Raw genomic sequence first — 15,710 nt, 5'->3', positions numbered from 1 at the left:
GCCCGGACCGCTGACCGGCCCGTTCGGGCCGATGCGGAACGTGCTGCGCCGGTTACGGACACTGGAGGGCTGCGACGGTTCTCACAGACGAGTGAAGCACCAGACGCCGACGGCCAGGGACGCCAGCGCGGCCAGCGTCGCGAGGGCCGCCGAGGCCGCCCGGCCGACGCCGGCCGCGACCGGTTCACGACGCGGCACCCGGCTCGCCACCCATGCCAGCAAAGCCGCTCCGAACAGGGCGAACACCGTCCCCGTGAAGATCGCCGGACCGCTCTCCATGTACGTCCCCTCCCCGTCCAGGCCCCCCTGGTCGGCGAGGCTGGCACCCACGGACGACGGCCCGGCCAATCCCCGGTGAACGCCGGGCGACCGGGCCTGCGCGGACACGCGGCCGGGTCTGCTCGTTCGCCGAGCGGAACCGGCCGCGCACGGAACGGCACATGACCGAAAAATGGTGGAAGTCGGGGACTGGGTGATCTTGGGGTGCCCTTGGGGCCGCCCGGTCCGCCCTGCGCCGGGCTCCCTGGCTCGGGGACCCCGGCCCTCGGCTTCTCGGCCCGCCGAGCGTCAGCTCCCCGGCCCGCCGGGTTTCAGTTCCCCGGCCCGCCGAGCCTCAGCTTCCCCGGCCGCCGGGTTTCAGTTCCCCGGTTCGAGGAAGCCCTGCTCGACCAGGAGGCGGATCTGCGCGGGGGTGCGGTCGCGCAGCAGCACCGGGTCCTCGCCCACCAGCTGGGCGATGGCGTCCAGGATGCGGCCGGCGCTCAGCGTGCCGTCGCAGACGCCGGCGAAGCCCGCGCCGACCGTGTCCACCGTGGTGGCGCGCCGCATCCCGCGGTGCTGGCGCAGCACCACGTGCTCCGGGTCCTCCGCGCCGGGCAGCCCGACCTGCTCCTGCACGATCTCCCGGGCCAGCCGGAAGTAGTCGTCGAGCAGCGCCGCGTCGTCGTGGTCGCGCAGATACGCGACGCGCTCGAAGTGCGCGCGCACGGTGTCGCCGAGCGGCTGCTCCACCGGGTGCGGCCACTCCTCGACGGTGATCACGGGCTCGGCGGAGTCCGTCCGGCGCAGGGTGATCCAGCCGAAGCCCACCGCCTTCACCTTGCGCGCCTCGAACTCGTCGAGCCAGGCGTCGTAGCGCGCCTGGTACTCGGCCGGGTCGTCGCGGTGGTCGCCGGCGTCCCGGAGCCACAGCTCGGCGTACTGCGTGACGTCCTGCACCTCGCGCTGCACGATCCACGCGTCGCACCCGCGGGGCACCCATGACCTGAGCCTGTCCTGCCAGTCCTCCCCTTCCACGTGCTGCCAGTTGGCGAGGAACTGCGCGAACCCGCCCTCGTTCAGCCGCTCCCCCGACTGCTGAACGATCGTGCGGCACAGATCGTCCCCGCCCATCCCGCCGTCCCGGTACGTCAGCCGGGCGCCGGGCGAGATCACGAAGGGCGGGTTGGACACGATCAGGTCGAACGTCTCGCCCTCGCGCAGCGGTTCGAACAGCGAGCCCTGGCGCAGATCGGCGGCGGGGGCGCCGGACAGCGCGAGCGTGAGGGCGGTGATGTGCAGCGCGCGCGGGTTGACGTCCGTGGCGGTCACGCGCGTGGCGTGCCGGCCGGCGTGCAGCGCCTGGATCCCGGAGCCGGTGCCGACATCGAGCGCGGAGCCGACGGGCCTGCGGACCGTGATCCCGGCCAGGGTCGTGGAGGCGCCGCCGACGCCGAGGACGACGCCCTCCTCGCGGCTGCCGATGCCGCCCGCGCCGCCGACCGCGCATCCGAGGTCGGAGACGATGAACCAGTCCTCGCCGTCGAGCCCGCCGTACGGCCGCACGTCCACGGTCGCGGCGAGTTCGCCCTGACCGGCGCGCACCAGCCAGCCGGTCTCCAGGCACTCCTCGACGGGCAGGACGTCCGCCACGCGCGCGTGCGAGACGGGCTGTTGCAGCAGGAACAGCCGGACGAGCAGCTCCAGCGGGGTGTCGCCGCGGGTGGCCCGGAGCGCGGGCACGGTCTCGCTGCGGGCCAGCGCCGCGTACGCGGGCGCGCCGAGCAGGTCGAGCAGTCCGTCGGCGGTGAAGGAGGCGGCGAGCAGGGCGTCGCGGAGCCGGGCAGCGACGTCCGGACGGTCGGCGGCGGGCAGGGCGGTCAGGCGGGAGTCACTCACGCCCCCATTGTGTCGGCTCGCGACGACATCGCACGCGCGCGTGCTGGGCGGGCGGCGCGGCCGTACAACGGGCGGGAGTCGCCCATTTGCCAGGCGGGCGTCGCGCGCGTGCCGGACGGGCGCCCCGCCCCGAAGCGACCCCGGGGCGCGATCCCGCCCGTGCACGCGCGCGTGCCGGACGGGCGGCGCCCGCTTGCCAGGCAGGCGTCGGCCACGCGCGCGTGTGATGCGTCGCGAGATGCTCCGTCCGGCGTCGGGTCAGCCGTTCGCCGGTGAAGCCGAGGCGGGGGCGGAGGCCGTGGCGGAGGCGGACTTGCAGCTCGGCTGCTTGGCCATCGCCTGGCCGACGTCGCCCTCCTCCAGGTTCTTCAGCGCGTCGCTGCCGCTCTTGGAGAGCTTGTCCAGCTGGGTGGCGATGTCCTTGAGACCGTCGGCGAACTTGGCCTGGTCCTTGGTGGTGAGCTTGTCCACCTGCTGCTTGAGGGCCGCGTAGGAGGCGCCGAGGTCGTTCAGCTCCTTGACCGCGTCCTGCTGCTTCTTCTGGCCGTTGTCCACGTCGGGCGCGCCGGCCTTGCTCACGGCGGCGCCGATCGCCTTGTAGGCGTCGGACATGTCCTGGAAGGCCTGCGCGTCGGTCTTCTGGACGTCGGCCGGGCTGCTGTTGTCCGAGGTCTCCTTCTGGATCGCGGCGTTGGCGGCCTCGATCTTCTTCGCCTGCGGCTGCACCCCGTCGCACACCTGCTTGGCCCAGGTGTCGAGCGCGTCGTTCTTCTTGTCGTCGGCGCCGCTGCTGCTGGAGCACCCCGACAGTGCCAGTACCAGTACCGCACCGCCGGACAGTGCGGCCGCGAGCTTCTTGTTCACCGGTTTGGTCCCTTCCATGGCTCTCGGCCCCGGAACATACACGCCATCCGGGCGACGACCGCGGCCCATGCGTCCCGTACGTACCGTCTTGCAGCCATTTGCACCAAGCGAGAGAAGGCTCACGGGTACGCGGTGACCCCGGCGGGCCGGTGCACGCAGCGGGCGGGCGACGCGTCGGGCCGGCGCACGCAACGGGCGGGCGACGCGTCGAACGCGCCGCCCGCCCGCAGGCCGGGCAGATCCCCGGCGACCGCTACGAGACCACCGCGGGGTCGGCCGGTTTGGCCACCCGTTCGGCGTTGTCGTCGTCCTCGTCGCCCACGGCGATCCCGCGCCGCTTGGAGATGTAGACCGAGCCGACGATCACGAGCAGCGCGAGGGCCGCGATCAGGACCCGTACGCCGATGCTCTTGTGGTCGCCGTAGGAGAACTTGATGACCGCGGGCGCGATGAGCAGCGACACCAGGTTCATGACCTTCAGCAGCGGGTTGATCGCAGGACCGGCGGTGTCCTTGAAGGGGTCGCCGACCGTGTCCCCGATGACCGTGGCGGCGTGGGCCTCGCTGCCCTTGCCGCCGTGGTGGCCGTCCTCGACGAGCTTCTTGGCGTTGTCCCAGGCGCCGCCGGAGTTGGCGAGGAACACCGCCATCAGCGTGCCCGCGCCGATCGCGCCCGCCAGATACGCGCCGAGCGCGCCGACGCCGAGCGTGAACCCGATGAAGATGGGCGCCATCACGGCGAGCAGTCCGGGCGTGGCGAGTTCGCGCAGGGCGTCCTTGGTGCAGATGTCGACGACCTTGCCGTACTCCGGCTTCTCGCTGTAGTCCATGATCCCGGGCTTCTCGCGGAACTGCCGCCGCACCTCGTAGACCACCGAACCCGCCGACCGCGACACCGCGTTGATCGCCAGCCCGGAGAACAGGAAGACGACCGCCGCGCCGGCGATCAGACCGACCAGGTTGTTGGGCTGCGAGATGTCCATGATCAGCGTCATCGGCGCACCGGCCCCGGTGAGCTTCTCCCCGACGTCCTGCGCGCCGGTGGTGATCGCGTCGCGGTACGACCCGAACAGCGCCGACGCGGCCAGGACCGCCGTGGCGATGGCGATGCCCTTGGTGATGGCCTTGGTGGTGTTGCCGACCGCGTCCAGGTTGGTGAGCACCTGCGCGCCCGCGCCCTCGACGTCGCCGGACATCTCGGCGATGCCCTGCGCGTTGTCGGAGACCGGGCCGAAGGTGTCCATGGCGACGATCACGCCGACCGTGGTGAGCAGGCCGGTGCCGGCCAGCGCCACGGCGAACAGCGCCAGCATGATCGACGTGCCGCCGAGCAGGAACGCCCCGTACACGCCGAGGCCGATCAGCAGGGCGGTGTAGACGGCCGACTCCAGGCCGACGGAGATACCGGCGAGGACGACGGTGGCCGGGCCGGTGAGCGAGGTCTTGCCGATGTCGCGGACCGGGCGCCGGGTGGTCTCCGTGAAGTAGCCGGTCAGCTGCTGGATCACGGCGGCGAGCAGGATGCCGATGGCCACCGCGACCAGGGCGAGGACGCGCGGGTCGCCGTCCTTGCCGCGGATCGCCGCGTCGGTGACGCCGGTCAGCGCGGAGTACGACGACGGCAGATAGGTGTAGACGGCCGCCGCGACGAGGGCCAGCGAGATCACCGCGGAGATGAAGAAGCCGCGGTTGATCGCGCTCATGCCGCTGCGGTCGGCGCGGCGCGGCGCCACCGCGAAGATGCCGATCATGGCGGTGACCACGCCGATCGCGGGGACGATCAGCGGGAAGGCGAGGCCGTCGTTGCCGAAGGCGGCCTTGCCGAGGATGAGCGCGGCCACGAGCGTGACGGCGTAGGACTCGAAGAGGTCGGCCGCCATGCCCGCGCAGTCGCCGACGTTGTCGCCCACGTTGTCGGCGATGGTCGCGGCATTGCGCGGATCGTCCTCCGGAATGCCCTGCTCGACCTTGCCGACCAGGTCGGCGCCGACGTCGGCGGCCTTGGTGAAGATGCCGCCGCCGACCCGCATGAACATCGCGATCAGCGCGGCGCCGAGGCCGAAGCCCTCCAGCACCTTCGGCGCGTCGGCCGCGTACACCAGCACCACGCAGGAGGCGCCCAGCAGGCCGAGCCCCACCGTGAACATGCCGACGACGCCGCCGGTACGGAAAGCGATCTTCATCGCTTTGTGCGAGACGGTGGTGAGATCCTTTTTCGGCTCGCCTTCCGCGGGAGTCGCTTCCCTGGCCGCGGCGGCGACGCGCACATTGCTGCGCACGGCGAGCCACATGCCGATATAACCGGTGGCCGCCGAGAACACGGCGCCGATCAGGAAGAACACCGATCGTCCGGCGCGCTGATTCCAGTTGTCCGCGGGCAGCAGCAGGAGCAGGAAGAACACGACGACGGCGAAAACGCCGAGCGTGCGCAGTTGCCGGCCCAGGTACGCCTTGGCGCCCTCCTGGACCGCTTCCGCGATCTTCTTCATGCTGTCGGTGCCTTCGCCCGCCGCGAGCACCTGGCGCACCAGGATTCCGGCGACCACGAGCGCGGCCAGCGCGACGGCCGCGATGGCCACCACGATGATCCGATTGTCGTGGGTCAGCACGGCGGCCGCGAGGGTTGTGGGGTGGCCAAACTGATGAGGGGTAGAAAGCCCCGCCATTCGTCCTCCTTGACGCTTGGGCTGAGCTCAAGATGTGGACGGATTGTAGGTAGCGGAACCCGATCTAAACAGTGTGCGGTAAATGGAATCGGCCTTCACCTGCTCCTCAGCAAATGATCGCCGGGCGTGTGGGGGCCTCGAAAGCGGTAACGCCTCAAAACCATTGACCGCTGATCCATTATCGGGCTATCGATCGTGAATGTATTCACGAAATAGGGGCGGGACTACTGTGGGCCTGCGTTTTTTCACCGGTTCGGCGGAACGGGCTCCCGGCGGCAGGCCGCCGATTCGACGAGGTGCTGCTCGACGAGGTGCTGCTGGATGAGCTGCTGGGGGGCGCCCCGGCGGGCCGGGGAGCCGGAGGCGGGGGGGCGGCTGCCGACGTCGGGGCGAGCGACGGCGCTGGATCGGGCCGGGAAGCCGGTGCCGGGGCGAGCGACGGCGCTGGATCGGGCCGGGCGACCGGTTCCGTGGCGAGCGGCGATGCTGGAGGCGGGCCGGGCAGCCGGTGCCGGAGTCAGGTCGGGCGCCGGAGTCAGGTCGAGTGCCGAACCGCCGACAGTTCACCTGAACGGCGGCCGTCGGGCGCGCCGCCGCTCGGGCGCGCCGCCGCTCGGGCGCGCCGCCGCTCGGCGGCCCGCCGAATCCGTCAGGCTCCGATACGGCAGACGGGTGGCCCGGAGACGGCCAGGCGCCGATACGGCGGACAGGTGACCCCGGCAGCCATCGGGCGCCGATACGGCACACGGGTGACCCCGGCAGAAGCGGAAAACAACGGGCCCCGCTCGGAAGCGGGGCCCGTCGGACAAGCATCTGTCGGCTCAGGACAGCATCACAGCCGGCGGAGTGGTCGGCCAGGTCATCTTGATCCGGCCGCCGCCCTCACCGCTGGTGACCTGCACGTCGTCGACGAGGCCGCTGATGACCGCGAGGCCCATCTCGTCCTCCTCGGACTCCGCCTCGTCCACGGCGTCCGGCGCGTCCCCGGAGTGATGCGGCACATGCGGGGCCTCGTCGCCGACCGCGATGGAGAACTGCTTCTCCTCCTCGGTCAGCGTCACCGTCACCGGCGCGGCGATGCCGCCGTTCCGGTGCAGCCCCACCGCACGGGAGCACGCCTCGCCGACGGCGAGCCGGACCTCGTCGAGGACGGCCTCGTCCACTCCGGCCCTGCGCGCCACCGCTGCCGCCACCAGTCGGGCGGTCCTGACGTGCTCGGGCTGCGCGCTGAAGCGGAGTTCGACGGTGGCCATGCATCCCCCTAGGAGGTACGGGCGTGCTGTCGAGGGGCCGGGCCGCCGAGAGCCCGGTCCCCCGCATGAACTTCTTCCGCCCCGGACACCGGCCCGGGGCCGGCGGTCAGTCGGTGGCCGCCACCGCTTCGTCGACCGAGGTGTGGATCGGGAACACCTTGGTCAGACCGGTGATGCGGAAGATCTTGAGAATGCGCTCCTGGTTGCAGACCAGGCGCAGCGAGCCCTCATGGGCACGCACTCGCTTCAGGCCGCCGACCAGCACGCCGAGTCCGGTGGAGTCGAGGAAGTCCACGCCCTCCATGTCGACGACGAGGTGGAAATTCCCGTCGTTCACCAGCTCGACCAGCTGCTCGCGCAGCTTGGGCGCGGTATATACGTCGATTTCGCCACCGACCTCGACGACCGTACGATCGCCGACGGTACGGGTCGACAGGGACAGGTCCACGGATCCTCCAGCACCTTGCTATCGAGCGGTCGCCCCTCGGGCACCTCGGCTTGAAGCCCCCCGGGACGGTTCGCCAGCCGCGATGGCATTCAATCACTTACCGGCAGGCGTGCACGACGCCTTGGCTCCATTGTCCGTCACGCCGGTGACACACTCGGTGCCAATGGCCAAGAATCACCGATCCGAAGGATCCCCGACGGACCCCGCCACCCGCCCGACGCCGGGCGCGGTTCTGGACCGGCTCGCCTCGGGGCCGAGCCGGGCTGCACGCATCACTCATACGGAGCACTTGCCCCCGCGGGCGGGTCGGCATGCCGTCTGGCCCGACCGGATTCGCCCGGAGGTCATCGCGGCCGTCCAGGCCTGCGGAATCGAACACCCGTGGGCCCACCAGGCACTGGCGGCCGAGCACGCCCTGGACGGCGACTCGGTGGTGATCGCCACGGGCACCGCGTCCGGCAAGTCCCTGGCGTATCTGATGCCGACGCTGTCCACGCTCCTGGACGGCTCCGAGGCCGCCAACGGCCGCGGCGCCACCGCCCTCTACCTGGCCCCCACCAAGGCCCTGGCGGCCGACCAGCGCCGCGCCGTGCGGGAACTCGCCCGCCCCCTGGGCACCGCCGTGCGCCCCGCCGTGTACGACGGCGACACCCCGGTCGAGGAACGCGAGTGGGTCCGCCAGTACGCCAACTACGTCCTCACCAACCCGGACATGCTGCACCGCGGGATCCTGCCCTCCCACCCGCGCTGGTCCTCCTTCCTGCGGGCCCTGAAGTACGTCATCGTCGACGAGTGCCACACCTACCGGGGCGTCTTCGGCTCCCATGTCGCCCAGGTCCTGCGCCGCCTGCGCCGGCTGTGCGCGCGCTACGGCGCCTCCCCCGTCTTCCTGCTGGCCTCGGCGACCGCGGCCGAGCCCTCGGTGGCCGCCGGGCGCCTCACCGGCCTGCCCGTCGTGGAGGTGGCCGACGACGCCTCGCCCCGCGGTGAACTGGTGTTCGCCCTCTGGGAGCCGCCCCTCACCGAGCTGCACGGCGAGCGGGGCGCCCCGGTGCGCCGTACCGCCACCGCCGAGACCGCCGACCTGCTGACCGACCTCACCCTGCAGGGCATCCGCTCGGTGGCCTTCGTACGCTCCCGGCGCGGCGCCGAGCTGATCTCCGTGATCGCCCAGGAACGGCTGGCGGAGATCGACCGCCCGCTGGCCCGGCGTGTCGCGGCGTACCGGGGCGGTTACCTCCCCGAGGAGCGCCGCGCCCTGGAGCGCGCCCTGCACTCCGGCGTGCTGCTGGGGCTGGCTGCCACCACGGCCCTGGAACTCGGCGTGGACGTCTCGGGCCTGGACGCCGTGCTGATCGCCGGATACCCCGGCACCCGCGCCTCCCTGTGGCAGCAGGCGGGCCGGGCGGGCCGCGCCGGGCAGGGCGCCCTGGCGGTGCTGGTCGCCCGGGACGACCCGCTGGACACCTTCCTCGTCCACCACCCGGAGGCGCTGTTCGACCAGCCGGTCGAGTCCACGGTCCTCGACCCCGACAACCCGTATGTCCTCGCCCCGCACCTGTGCGCCGCCGCCGCCGAGCTGCCCCTCACCGACGACGACATACAGCTGTTCGGGCCGGCGTGCGCGGATCTGCTGCCCCAGCTGGAGGCCGCGAAGCTGCTGCGCCGCCGGACCAGGGCCTGGCACTGGACGCGCCGGGAGCGGGCGGCGGATCTGACGGACCTCCGCGGCGAGGGCGGCCGGCCGGTGCAGGTCGTGGAGGCCGGCACCGGGCGGCTGCTCGGCACGGTGGACGAGGCCGCCTCGCACACCGCGGTGCACGAGGGCGCGGTCCATCTGCACCAGGGCCGTACGTACCTGGTGCGCTCCCTCGATCTGGACGACTCGGTCGCCCTGGTCGAGCAGGCGAACCCGCCCTACACGACGGTCGCCCGCGACACGACGGCGATCTCCGTCCTGGAGACGGACGTCGCCGTGCCCTGGGGCGACGGCCGCCTCTGCTACGGCTCCGTCGAGGTCACCAACCAGGTGGTCTCCTTCCTGCGCCGGCGGGTCATCACCGGTGAGGTGCTGGGTGAGACGAAACTCGACCTCCCTCCTCGTACGCTGCGCACCCGCGCCGTGTGGTGGACGGTCACCGAGGACCAGCTCGACGAGGCCCGGATCAACCCGGAGATCCTCGGCGGCGCCCTGCACGCCGCCGAGCACGCGTCGATCGGCATGCTGCCCCTGTTCGCGACCTGCGACCGCTGGGACATCGGCGGCGTCTCCATCCCACTGCACCCGGACACGCTGCTGCCCACGGTCTTCGTCTACGACGGCCACCCGGGCGGCGCGGGCTTCGCGGAACGCGCCTTCCACACCGCCCGCGCCTGGCTCACCGCCACCCGTGAGGCCATCGCCTCCTGCGAGTGCGACGCCGGCTGCCCGTCCTGCATCCAGTCCCCCAAGTGCGGCAACGGCAACGACCCGCTCCACAAGAGAGGCGCCGTCCGCCTGCTGACCGTGCTGCTGAAGGGCGCCCCGGAGGAAAACCCGGAAGAGAGACCGGAAGAGAGACCGCAGGAGAAGACGGAGGCGTCCTAGCCCGTCCGGGCGGGGGCGGGCCCCGCGGGCCCCGCTCTCGCCCGGACCCGCGCCGCGAACGGCTCCCGTCCCGACGCCGCCGTCACATCGGAGGTGTCGCCCACGATCGCGCACCGGACGAGCCGGGCGTGCTGTATCCGTGCCAGCCGCTCCGCTCTCCGGCAGGCGGCCGCGCCGCCCTCGGGCCAGTGGTCCGCGGCGGCCAGCGCCGCGAGGTCGGCGGCCCCGGCCGCGCGGTGCCGGGTGATCACGGCCTGCCCCAGGGCGAGGCCGGCGCCGAACACCACGCAGAGCAGGGCGATCGCCCCCACGCTCCACACGGTGGCGGAACCGCGGTCTCGCCCGGCGAGACGGCCTCTCACGATCCCACCCCCTCCGGTCGCGCCCCCACCGTCTCCTCCGCGTCCGCCACGGCCTCCTCCCTCAACTCGAAGGGCAGCGCCCCGAACCCCGGCGGGGCGGCCACCACGGCCACATGCACCTGTCCTCCCTTCCTCGTCACCGTGACCCTCGCCCCGTGCGGCGCGGTCGCCCGGACGGCCGCGACGACCGCGCCGTCCGGGTCCTGCCGCGCCGCGGCCCGCGCGCCCGCCCGGGCGGCGTCCACGCACTGGATCTGCGCGATCATGACCAGCAGTCCCCACACCAGCGCCACCACCAGCAGCACCAGCACGGGCAGGACCGTGGCGGCCTCCGCCGTCACGAACCCCCGGTCGTCCGCTCGCAGACGGCGGCGCTCACGTCCGGGCACTGAGCGCCCGCTTCACGATGTTCTGCAGCTCCGTCTTGACCTGCCCGCTCGTCACCACCTCGTACAGCAGCACGGCGAACGCCACCGCCGCGATGATGCCCATCGCGTACTCCGAGGTGACCATTCCCGCGTCCCGGCGCATCCGGCCCGCCAGGGCGCCCACTCGCGCCCGTACCTTCCCGTACATCCGAACCCCCGTGAGGTCTCGTTCCGTCGTTCCCGTCGCGCCGCGCCGTCCGCGGCGCGGTCGCCTTCCGCGCGGCGCACCCTGCGCCCCGCGTCCTATGCCGTACGCCTCTCGCGCACGGCCCGTCCTTCGCACGGCGCGCTGTCGTCCGCGCCGTCCGTCCACTCCGCCGTCTCAGCCACCACCCCCTCTCAGCGCCCCGCCCGCCAGGCCGATCACCACGGGCAGTACGCCGACCGCGACGAAGGCGGGCAGGAAGCACAGCCCCACCGGCCCGGTGACCAGGACGGCCGCCCTGCGGGCCCGGGCCGTGGCCGTGCGCGAGCGCTCGGCGCGGACGTCGGCCGCGAGGCGGGCGACCGGCCCGGCGGCGGGCAGGCCCGACTCGTCGGCCCGCTCCAGCAGCCGGGCCAGGGCGGCGGCTCCCGGTATCGAGGCGAGCCGACGCCAGGCGTCGGCCGGCGCCCCGCCGAGCCGCACCTCCGCCGCGCCCCGTGCCAGCGCTTCCCCGACGGGGCCGTCCAGGGCCTCTCCGACCGCCTGAGCGGCGATCACCGGACCGGCCCCGGCCGCGATGCAGGCGGCCAGCAGATCGGCGGCCAGCGGGAGTTGGCGGGCCGCCTCGACCGCGTCGTACTCCGCTTCGGGCCGGCCGAGGGCTCGCCGGCGCCACCGCCGCAGCGCGACCGCGCAGGCCAGTCCGACGGCGGCCCCGGTGAACCCGCCGACCACCGCCCACCCGGCGCCGAGGACTCCCGCCATCGGCAGCCACTGCCGCAGCGCGTCCGGGCCGGGAAGCCGGGGTCCGGCGCGCTCCGCCCGTAAGGCCGGCTCCCGGTCCAGCAGCGAGGCCAGCCGCCGCCGGGTTCCGCGCTCGTAGCGCACCGCCACCGCCCATCTCGCCGCCGCCCACAGGAGCGCGACGGCTCCCACGGCCGTCCCCAGCCTGTGGACAACATCCGCGCTCATGCCGCCTCCGCCCGTCGCACGATGCCCGACGCCCACCACAGGCCGGCGCCCTCCAGCACCCCGCCGACGACGAGGCAGCCCAGCCCCGCCCCGGTGTGCAGCAGCACGTGCAAGGGGTCGGCGCCCATGGCCGTACCGAGCAGCAGGCCGAGGACCGGCAGACCGGCGAGCATCACGGCGGTGGCCCGCGCGCCCGCCAACTGCGCGCGCAGGTCGCAGCGCTGGTCGCGGTCCGCGCGCAGGGCCGCTTCGAGCCGGTCGAGTCCGGCCGCCAGGCCCGCGCCCTGGTCCACCGCCACCCGCCAGCAGGCGGCGAGCCCGCGCAGCCCCTCCGCACCGGGTCGCCGGGCCGCCGCGGCGAGCGCGCCGGGCACGTCCCCACCGAACCGCGCCGCCGCCAGCACCGCCGCCTCGGCGGCCCCGAAGCCGCCGGAGTCCCGCGCGGCGCACAGCAGCGCCTCGCCCGGCTGTCGTCCGGCCCGCACCTCACCGGCGAGCGCCCCGCACAGGGCGATCACCGCGTCGGCCCGCCGCTCCCGCGCCCGGCGTGCGGTCCGGGCGCGCCGGGCCCGGCGCAGCACCGGCACCGCGGCCGCTCCCGCGACCACCGGCAGCACGGACGCGCTCAGCGCCGCCAGCAGCAGCCCGGCGGCCGGCGCCCACCACTCGGCCGCCAACCGGTCGCGCAGCCGGTGAAGTTCACGGCGCGCCCGGTCCCAGCCCGGCGGCCCGGCGCCCACCACTCCTCCGCCGGCGAGCAGCAACCGCGCCCGCCTCGCCCCGGCACGTCTCCCGCCGGCCAGCCACACGGCCACCCCGGCGCACAACACCACCGCCCCCGTGAGCAGGGACCTCACGGACGATGCGCCCACTACGGACTCACCCACTGCGCCCACCGTTTCCCTCCTGGTTCTCCGCCCGGAGCAGCCCTCGCAGCCGCTCCCAACCCCGTTCCGCCACGAAGGCGTCCGCGCCCCAGCGCAGCGCCGGAACGGTCCGCACCAGGCCGGTGGCGTCCCGTTCGAGCACGCGCACCTCCGCGATCCGCCGGCGTCCGGTGCGGTCCCGCACCAGATGCACCACCACGGACAGCGCGGCGGCCAGCTGGCTGTGCAGCGCGGCCCGGTCCAGCCCGGCGGCGGTGCCCAGCGCCTCCAGCCGGGCGGGGACGTCGGCCGCCGCGTTGGCGTGCACCGTGCCGCAGCCGCCCTCGTGGCCGGTATTCAGCGCGGCCAGCAGATGGACCACCTCGCCGCCGCGCACCTCGCCCACCACCAGCCGGTCCGGCCGCATGCGCAGCGCCTGCCGCACCAGGTCTTCGAGGGTGACCAGGCCGGCTCCCTCCTGGTTGGCGGGTCTGGTCTCCAGACGGACGACGTGCGGGTGGTCGGGCCGCAGTTCTGCCGAGTCCTCCGCGAGCACGATCCGCTCGCCCGGCCCGACCAGCCCCAGCAGCGCGCTGAGCAGCGTCGTCTTCCCCGTACCGGTGCCGCCGCTGACGAGGAAGGACAGCCGCGCCTCGATCAGCGCCCGCAGCACCAGGTCCCCGCCCGGCGGCACCGTGCCCGCCGCCACCAGCTCGCCGAGCGTGAAGGCGCGGGGCCGGACCACCCGCAGCGACAGACAGGTGCAGCCGACGGCGACCGGGGGCAGCACCGCGTGCAGCCGGGTGCCGTCGGGCAGCCGGGCGTCGACCCACGGCCGGGCGTCGTCCAGGCGCCGTCCGGCGACGGCGGCCAGGCGCTGGGCGAGGCGCCGTACGGCCGCCGCGTCGGGGAAGGCGACGGCGGCCCGCTCCAGTCCGCCGCCCCGGTCCACCCAGACCTGGTCCGGGCCCGACACGAGGACGTCGGTCATCATCGGGTCGGCGAGCAGCGGCTCCAGCGGCCCGCTGCCGATCAGCTCCGACCGCAGCCGCTCGGCCGCGCCGAGGACCTCCGCGTCCCCGAGCACCCGGCCCTGTTCCCGCAGCGCCTGCGCCACCCGGGCGGGGGTCGGCTCGGCCCCGCTCCGCGCGAGCCATTGCCGTACGCCGTCCAGCAGGTCGGTGGACAGACCTTGGCCGGGGGCCGCTTCGGGCGCGTCGGCCGGACCGGGTCCGCCGGGGGCGCCTGCCAAGGCGCCCGGCTCACCGGTGGGCCGCCACTGCTCCGCCCTCATGCGGCGCCCGCCTCGGCCAGTGCCCGCTCCCAGAACGCGGTGCAGAAACGGGCCAGCGGTCCGCGCGCGGCGGCGCCGGGCGGTGTCCGGCCCTCGCCGACCCGGCGCAGCCCGGACTCCACGGGCACCTCGCCCATCAGCGGCAGACCGAGCAGCCGGGCCACCTCGCGGTCGTCCAGACCGGGCGCGTACGGGCCGCGTACCGCCACGCGCAGGTCCCGCAGGACCATGCCGACGGCGGAGGCCACCCGGGAGGCGGCGGCCACGGCACGCAGTTCGGCGGGGACGACGAGCAGCCCGACGTCGAGCTGCGCCAGGACCTCGGCGACCCCTTCGTCCACACGGCGGGGCAGGTCCACCACCACGGCACCGCCGCGCCGGCGGGCCGCGGCCAGCACCGCCCGGACCGCCTGTGGCGGCACGGTGACACGATCGCCGCGGTCCCAGCTCAGCACCCGCAGGGAGTGCAGTTCGGGCAGCGACTCCTCCAGGGCGCCGCCGCCGACCCGGCCGCGGGAGGCGGCGAACGCGGGCCAGCGCAGTCCCTCGGCGCTCTCCCCGCCGAGCAGTACGTCGAGTCCGCCGCCCAGCGGATCGGCGTCCACCAGGAGCGTGCGCCGTCCCTCGCGGGCGGCCGTGACGGCCAGTGCGCAGGCCAGCGTGGACGCCCCGGCCCCGCCGCGGCCGCCGATGACGCCGACGGTGAGGGCGGGCCTGCCGACGCCCTCGGCGACGTCGGCGATCCGGTCGACGAGCCACTGCTCGCCGTCGGGCAGCACCAGCACGTGGTCGGCACCGATCTCGACGGCCCGCCGCCAGATGCCGGAGTCGTCCTGGTCGCGGCCGACGAGCACCACTCCGCGTCGGCGCGCGGCTCCGCGCACCCTTCGGGCGGCGTCGTCGCCGACCAGCACCAGCGGGGCGGCCTCCCAGCCGCCGCCGCGCTCGGGCACCGTGTGATGGACCTCCGGGGTGGCGCCCGCCGCCGCGCACAGGCGCAGCAGGTCGTCGAGGAGGTTGGCGTCCTCGGTGAGGATCAGCGGTCCGCCCTGGTGCCCCGCGGCACCGGGCGGCGGATCGTGTGTGACGGTTCCGGCCATGGGTGGGTCCCCCTATCGCTGCGTCCTGCGCGAGGCCCCTGCGGCCCCGCGAATCGGGAACATGTGAAGAACCGGCGAACGGCCTCCATATGGCGGCCGACAGAAACCGGCCATACGCGCCCGACAAACAGAACCGGCCATGAACTTCGCCGCCGGTGGAGCGCGCAGGAATCACGGTGCAGCGATCCGGGAAATCATGTGGATCTTGATCGAAATCTGTGGACAACTCGGCGGATGTGAAAATGGCCGTCACCCATACCGGTGACGCATCCACCGACTCGGCTGCGACTTCCGCAGAGCAGCGCTACAACTACACACGGTCACTGATCACGGAGACGGCAGCGGCGGCCGTACGGCACGGCGACGGCGGCACGCGGCCACGCGGGGAAGGGGCGAAACGCACCCGGACATGCGACGACCCCCGCCGGGGGGGAGAGCGGGGGTCGTCTCCACGGCCGACTCGGGGGGGGGGGGGGGGGGGAGGAGTCGGGCCGGGTTAGCACGGTCGCGAACGATCCGTGACTTCCATGGTGTACCCGAGACCCCTCCCAGCCAACCCCACGCCCCCC

General features: G+C 74.1%; 14 protein-coding genes. 1 reads left to right on the top strand and 13 read right to left on the bottom strand.

Annotation, left to right across the window (positions count from 1 at the left end; genetic code table 11):
- Positions 1-81: 81 nt before the first annotated feature.
- From K7787_RS21250 to bldG, 6 genes are all read right to left on the bottom strand, one after another.
- Positions 82-330: a hypothetical protein gene (locus K7787_RS21250; RefSeq protein WP_372456669.1), complete on the bottom strand. Its 249-nt coding sequence runs from the start codon at positions 328-330 to the stop codon at positions 82-84.
- A gap of 306 nt (positions 331-636) precedes the next feature.
- Entirely contained in the window at positions 637-2,157 is a 1,521-nt protein-coding gene (locus tag K7787_RS21245; RefSeq protein ID WP_164387462.1) for a DUF7059 domain-containing protein, read from the bottom strand.
- Between the two features lie 258 nt (positions 2,158-2,415).
- The gene (locus tag K7787_RS21240; RefSeq protein ID WP_164387463.1) at positions 2,416-3,039 is read right to left on the bottom strand and encodes an oligoendopeptidase F family protein; all 624 of its coding nucleotides are present in this window, start codon (positions 3,037-3,039) and stop codon (positions 2,416-2,418) included.
- A gap of 235 nt (positions 3,040-3,274) precedes the next feature.
- On the bottom strand, positions 3,275-5,686 hold the full coding sequence (locus tag K7787_RS21235; RefSeq protein WP_009189844.1) for a sodium-translocating pyrophosphatase: 2,412 nt from the start codon (positions 5,684-5,686) through the stop codon (positions 3,275-3,277).
- 821 nt (positions 5,687-6,507) lie between these two features.
- Positions 6,508-6,939 carry an ATP-binding protein gene (locus K7787_RS21230; RefSeq protein ID WP_223002570.1) on the bottom strand — a complete coding sequence of 144 codons (432 nt, stop codon included), beginning with the start codon at positions 6,937-6,939 and terminating at the stop codon, positions 6,508-6,510.
- Between the two features lie 106 nt (positions 6,940-7,045).
- Complete coding sequence (gene bldG / locus K7787_RS21225) at positions 7,046-7,387, bottom strand: anti-sigma factor antagonist BldG (RefSeq protein WP_009189842.1); 342 nt, start codon at positions 7,385-7,387, stop codon at positions 7,046-7,048.
- Positions 7,388-7,469: 82 nt separating this feature from the next.
- On the opposite strand from bldG, the gene sftH reads away from it, so the two are divergent.
- A complete protein-coding gene (gene sftH / locus K7787_RS21220) occupies positions 7,470-9,974 on the top strand; it encodes a DEAD/DEAH box helicase (RefSeq protein ID WP_223002569.1) in 2,505 nt (834 codons plus the stop codon).
- Here sftH and K7787_RS21215 read toward each other — a convergent pair.
- From K7787_RS21215 to ssd, 7 genes are all read right to left on the bottom strand, one after another.
- A complete protein-coding gene (locus K7787_RS21215; RefSeq protein ID WP_308036417.1) occupies positions 9,971-10,285 on the bottom strand; it encodes an Rv3654c family TadE-like protein in 315 nt (104 codons plus the stop codon). The genes sftH and K7787_RS21215 overlap by 4 nt on opposite strands.
- A 47-nt stretch (positions 10,286-10,332) precedes the next feature.
- Positions 10,333-10,725 carry a TadE family type IV pilus minor pilin gene (locus K7787_RS21210; protein WP_223002567.1) on the bottom strand — a complete coding sequence of 131 codons (393 nt, stop codon included), beginning with the start codon at positions 10,723-10,725 and terminating at the stop codon, positions 10,333-10,335.
- A complete protein-coding gene (locus K7787_RS21205) occupies positions 10,712-10,912 on the bottom strand; it encodes a DUF4244 domain-containing protein (RefSeq protein WP_009189838.1) in 201 nt (66 codons plus the stop codon). Before K7787_RS21205 ends, K7787_RS21210 begins: the two co-directional genes overlap by 14 nt.
- Positions 10,913-11,086: 174 nt before the next feature.
- Positions 11,087-11,881, bottom strand: a complete 795-nt coding sequence (locus K7787_RS21200) for a type II secretion system F family protein (RefSeq protein WP_223002566.1) — start codon at positions 11,879-11,881, stop codon at positions 11,087-11,089.
- Positions 11,878-12,729 carry a type II secretion system F family protein gene (locus K7787_RS21195; protein WP_027758193.1) on the bottom strand — a complete coding sequence of 284 codons (852 nt, stop codon included), beginning with the start codon at positions 12,727-12,729 and terminating at the stop codon, positions 11,878-11,880. The genes K7787_RS21200 and K7787_RS21195 overlap by 4 nt, the downstream gene beginning before the upstream one ends.
- Before the next feature lie 31 nt (positions 12,730-12,760).
- A complete protein-coding gene (locus K7787_RS21190; protein WP_247721140.1) occupies positions 12,761-14,041 on the bottom strand; it encodes a TadA family conjugal transfer-associated ATPase in 1,281 nt (426 codons plus the stop codon).
- Positions 14,038-15,141, bottom strand: coding sequence for a septum site-determining protein Ssd (gene ssd, locus K7787_RS21185; protein ID WP_223002565.1), 1,104 nt, complete (start codon positions 15,139-15,141; stop codon positions 14,038-14,040). Before ssd ends, K7787_RS21190 begins: the two co-directional genes overlap by 4 nt.
- Between the last annotated feature and the right edge of the window lie 569 nt (positions 15,142-15,710).

This window comes from Streptomyces sennicomposti (assembly GCF_019890635.1).
In the GTDB taxonomy this organism is placed as follows: Bacteria; Actinomycetota; Actinomycetes; order Streptomycetales; family Streptomycetaceae; genus Streptomyces; species Streptomyces sennicomposti.
Note: the sequence above shows the minus strand (reverse complement) of the source record. Positions and strands in the feature narration are given on the sequence as shown.

Bases quoted from the DNA above. Each gene is read 5' to 3' on its own strand.
- K7787_RS21235 (WP_009189844.1), bottom strand. From the start codon at position 5,686: ATGGCGGGGCTTTCTACCCCTCATCAGTTTGGCCACCCCACAACCCTC.
- K7787_RS21240 (WP_164387463.1), bottom strand. From the start codon at position 3,039: ATGGAAGGGACCAAACCGGTGAACAAGAAGCTCGCGGCCGCACTGTCC.
- sftH (WP_223002569.1), top strand. From the start codon at position 7,470: ATGGCATTCAATCACTTACCGGCAGGCGTGCACGACGCCTTGGCTCCA.
- K7787_RS21190 (WP_247721140.1), bottom strand. From the start codon at position 14,041: ATGAGGGCGGAGCAGTGGCGGCCCACCGGTGAGCCGGGCGCCTTGGCA.
- K7787_RS21200 (WP_223002566.1), bottom strand. From the start codon at position 11,881: ATGAGCGCGGATGTTGTCCACAGGCTGGGGACGGCCGTGGGAGCCGTC.
- K7787_RS21230 (WP_223002570.1), bottom strand. From the start codon at position 6,939: ATGGCCACCGTCGAACTCCGCTTCAGCGCGCAGCCCGAGCACGTCAGG.
- K7787_RS21205 (WP_009189838.1), bottom strand. From the start codon at position 10,912: ATGTACGGGAAGGTACGGGCGCGAGTGGGCGCCCTGGCGGGCCGGATG.
- ssd (WP_223002565.1), bottom strand. From the start codon at position 15,141: ATGGCCGGAACCGTCACACACGATCCGCCGCCCGGTGCCGCGGGGCAC.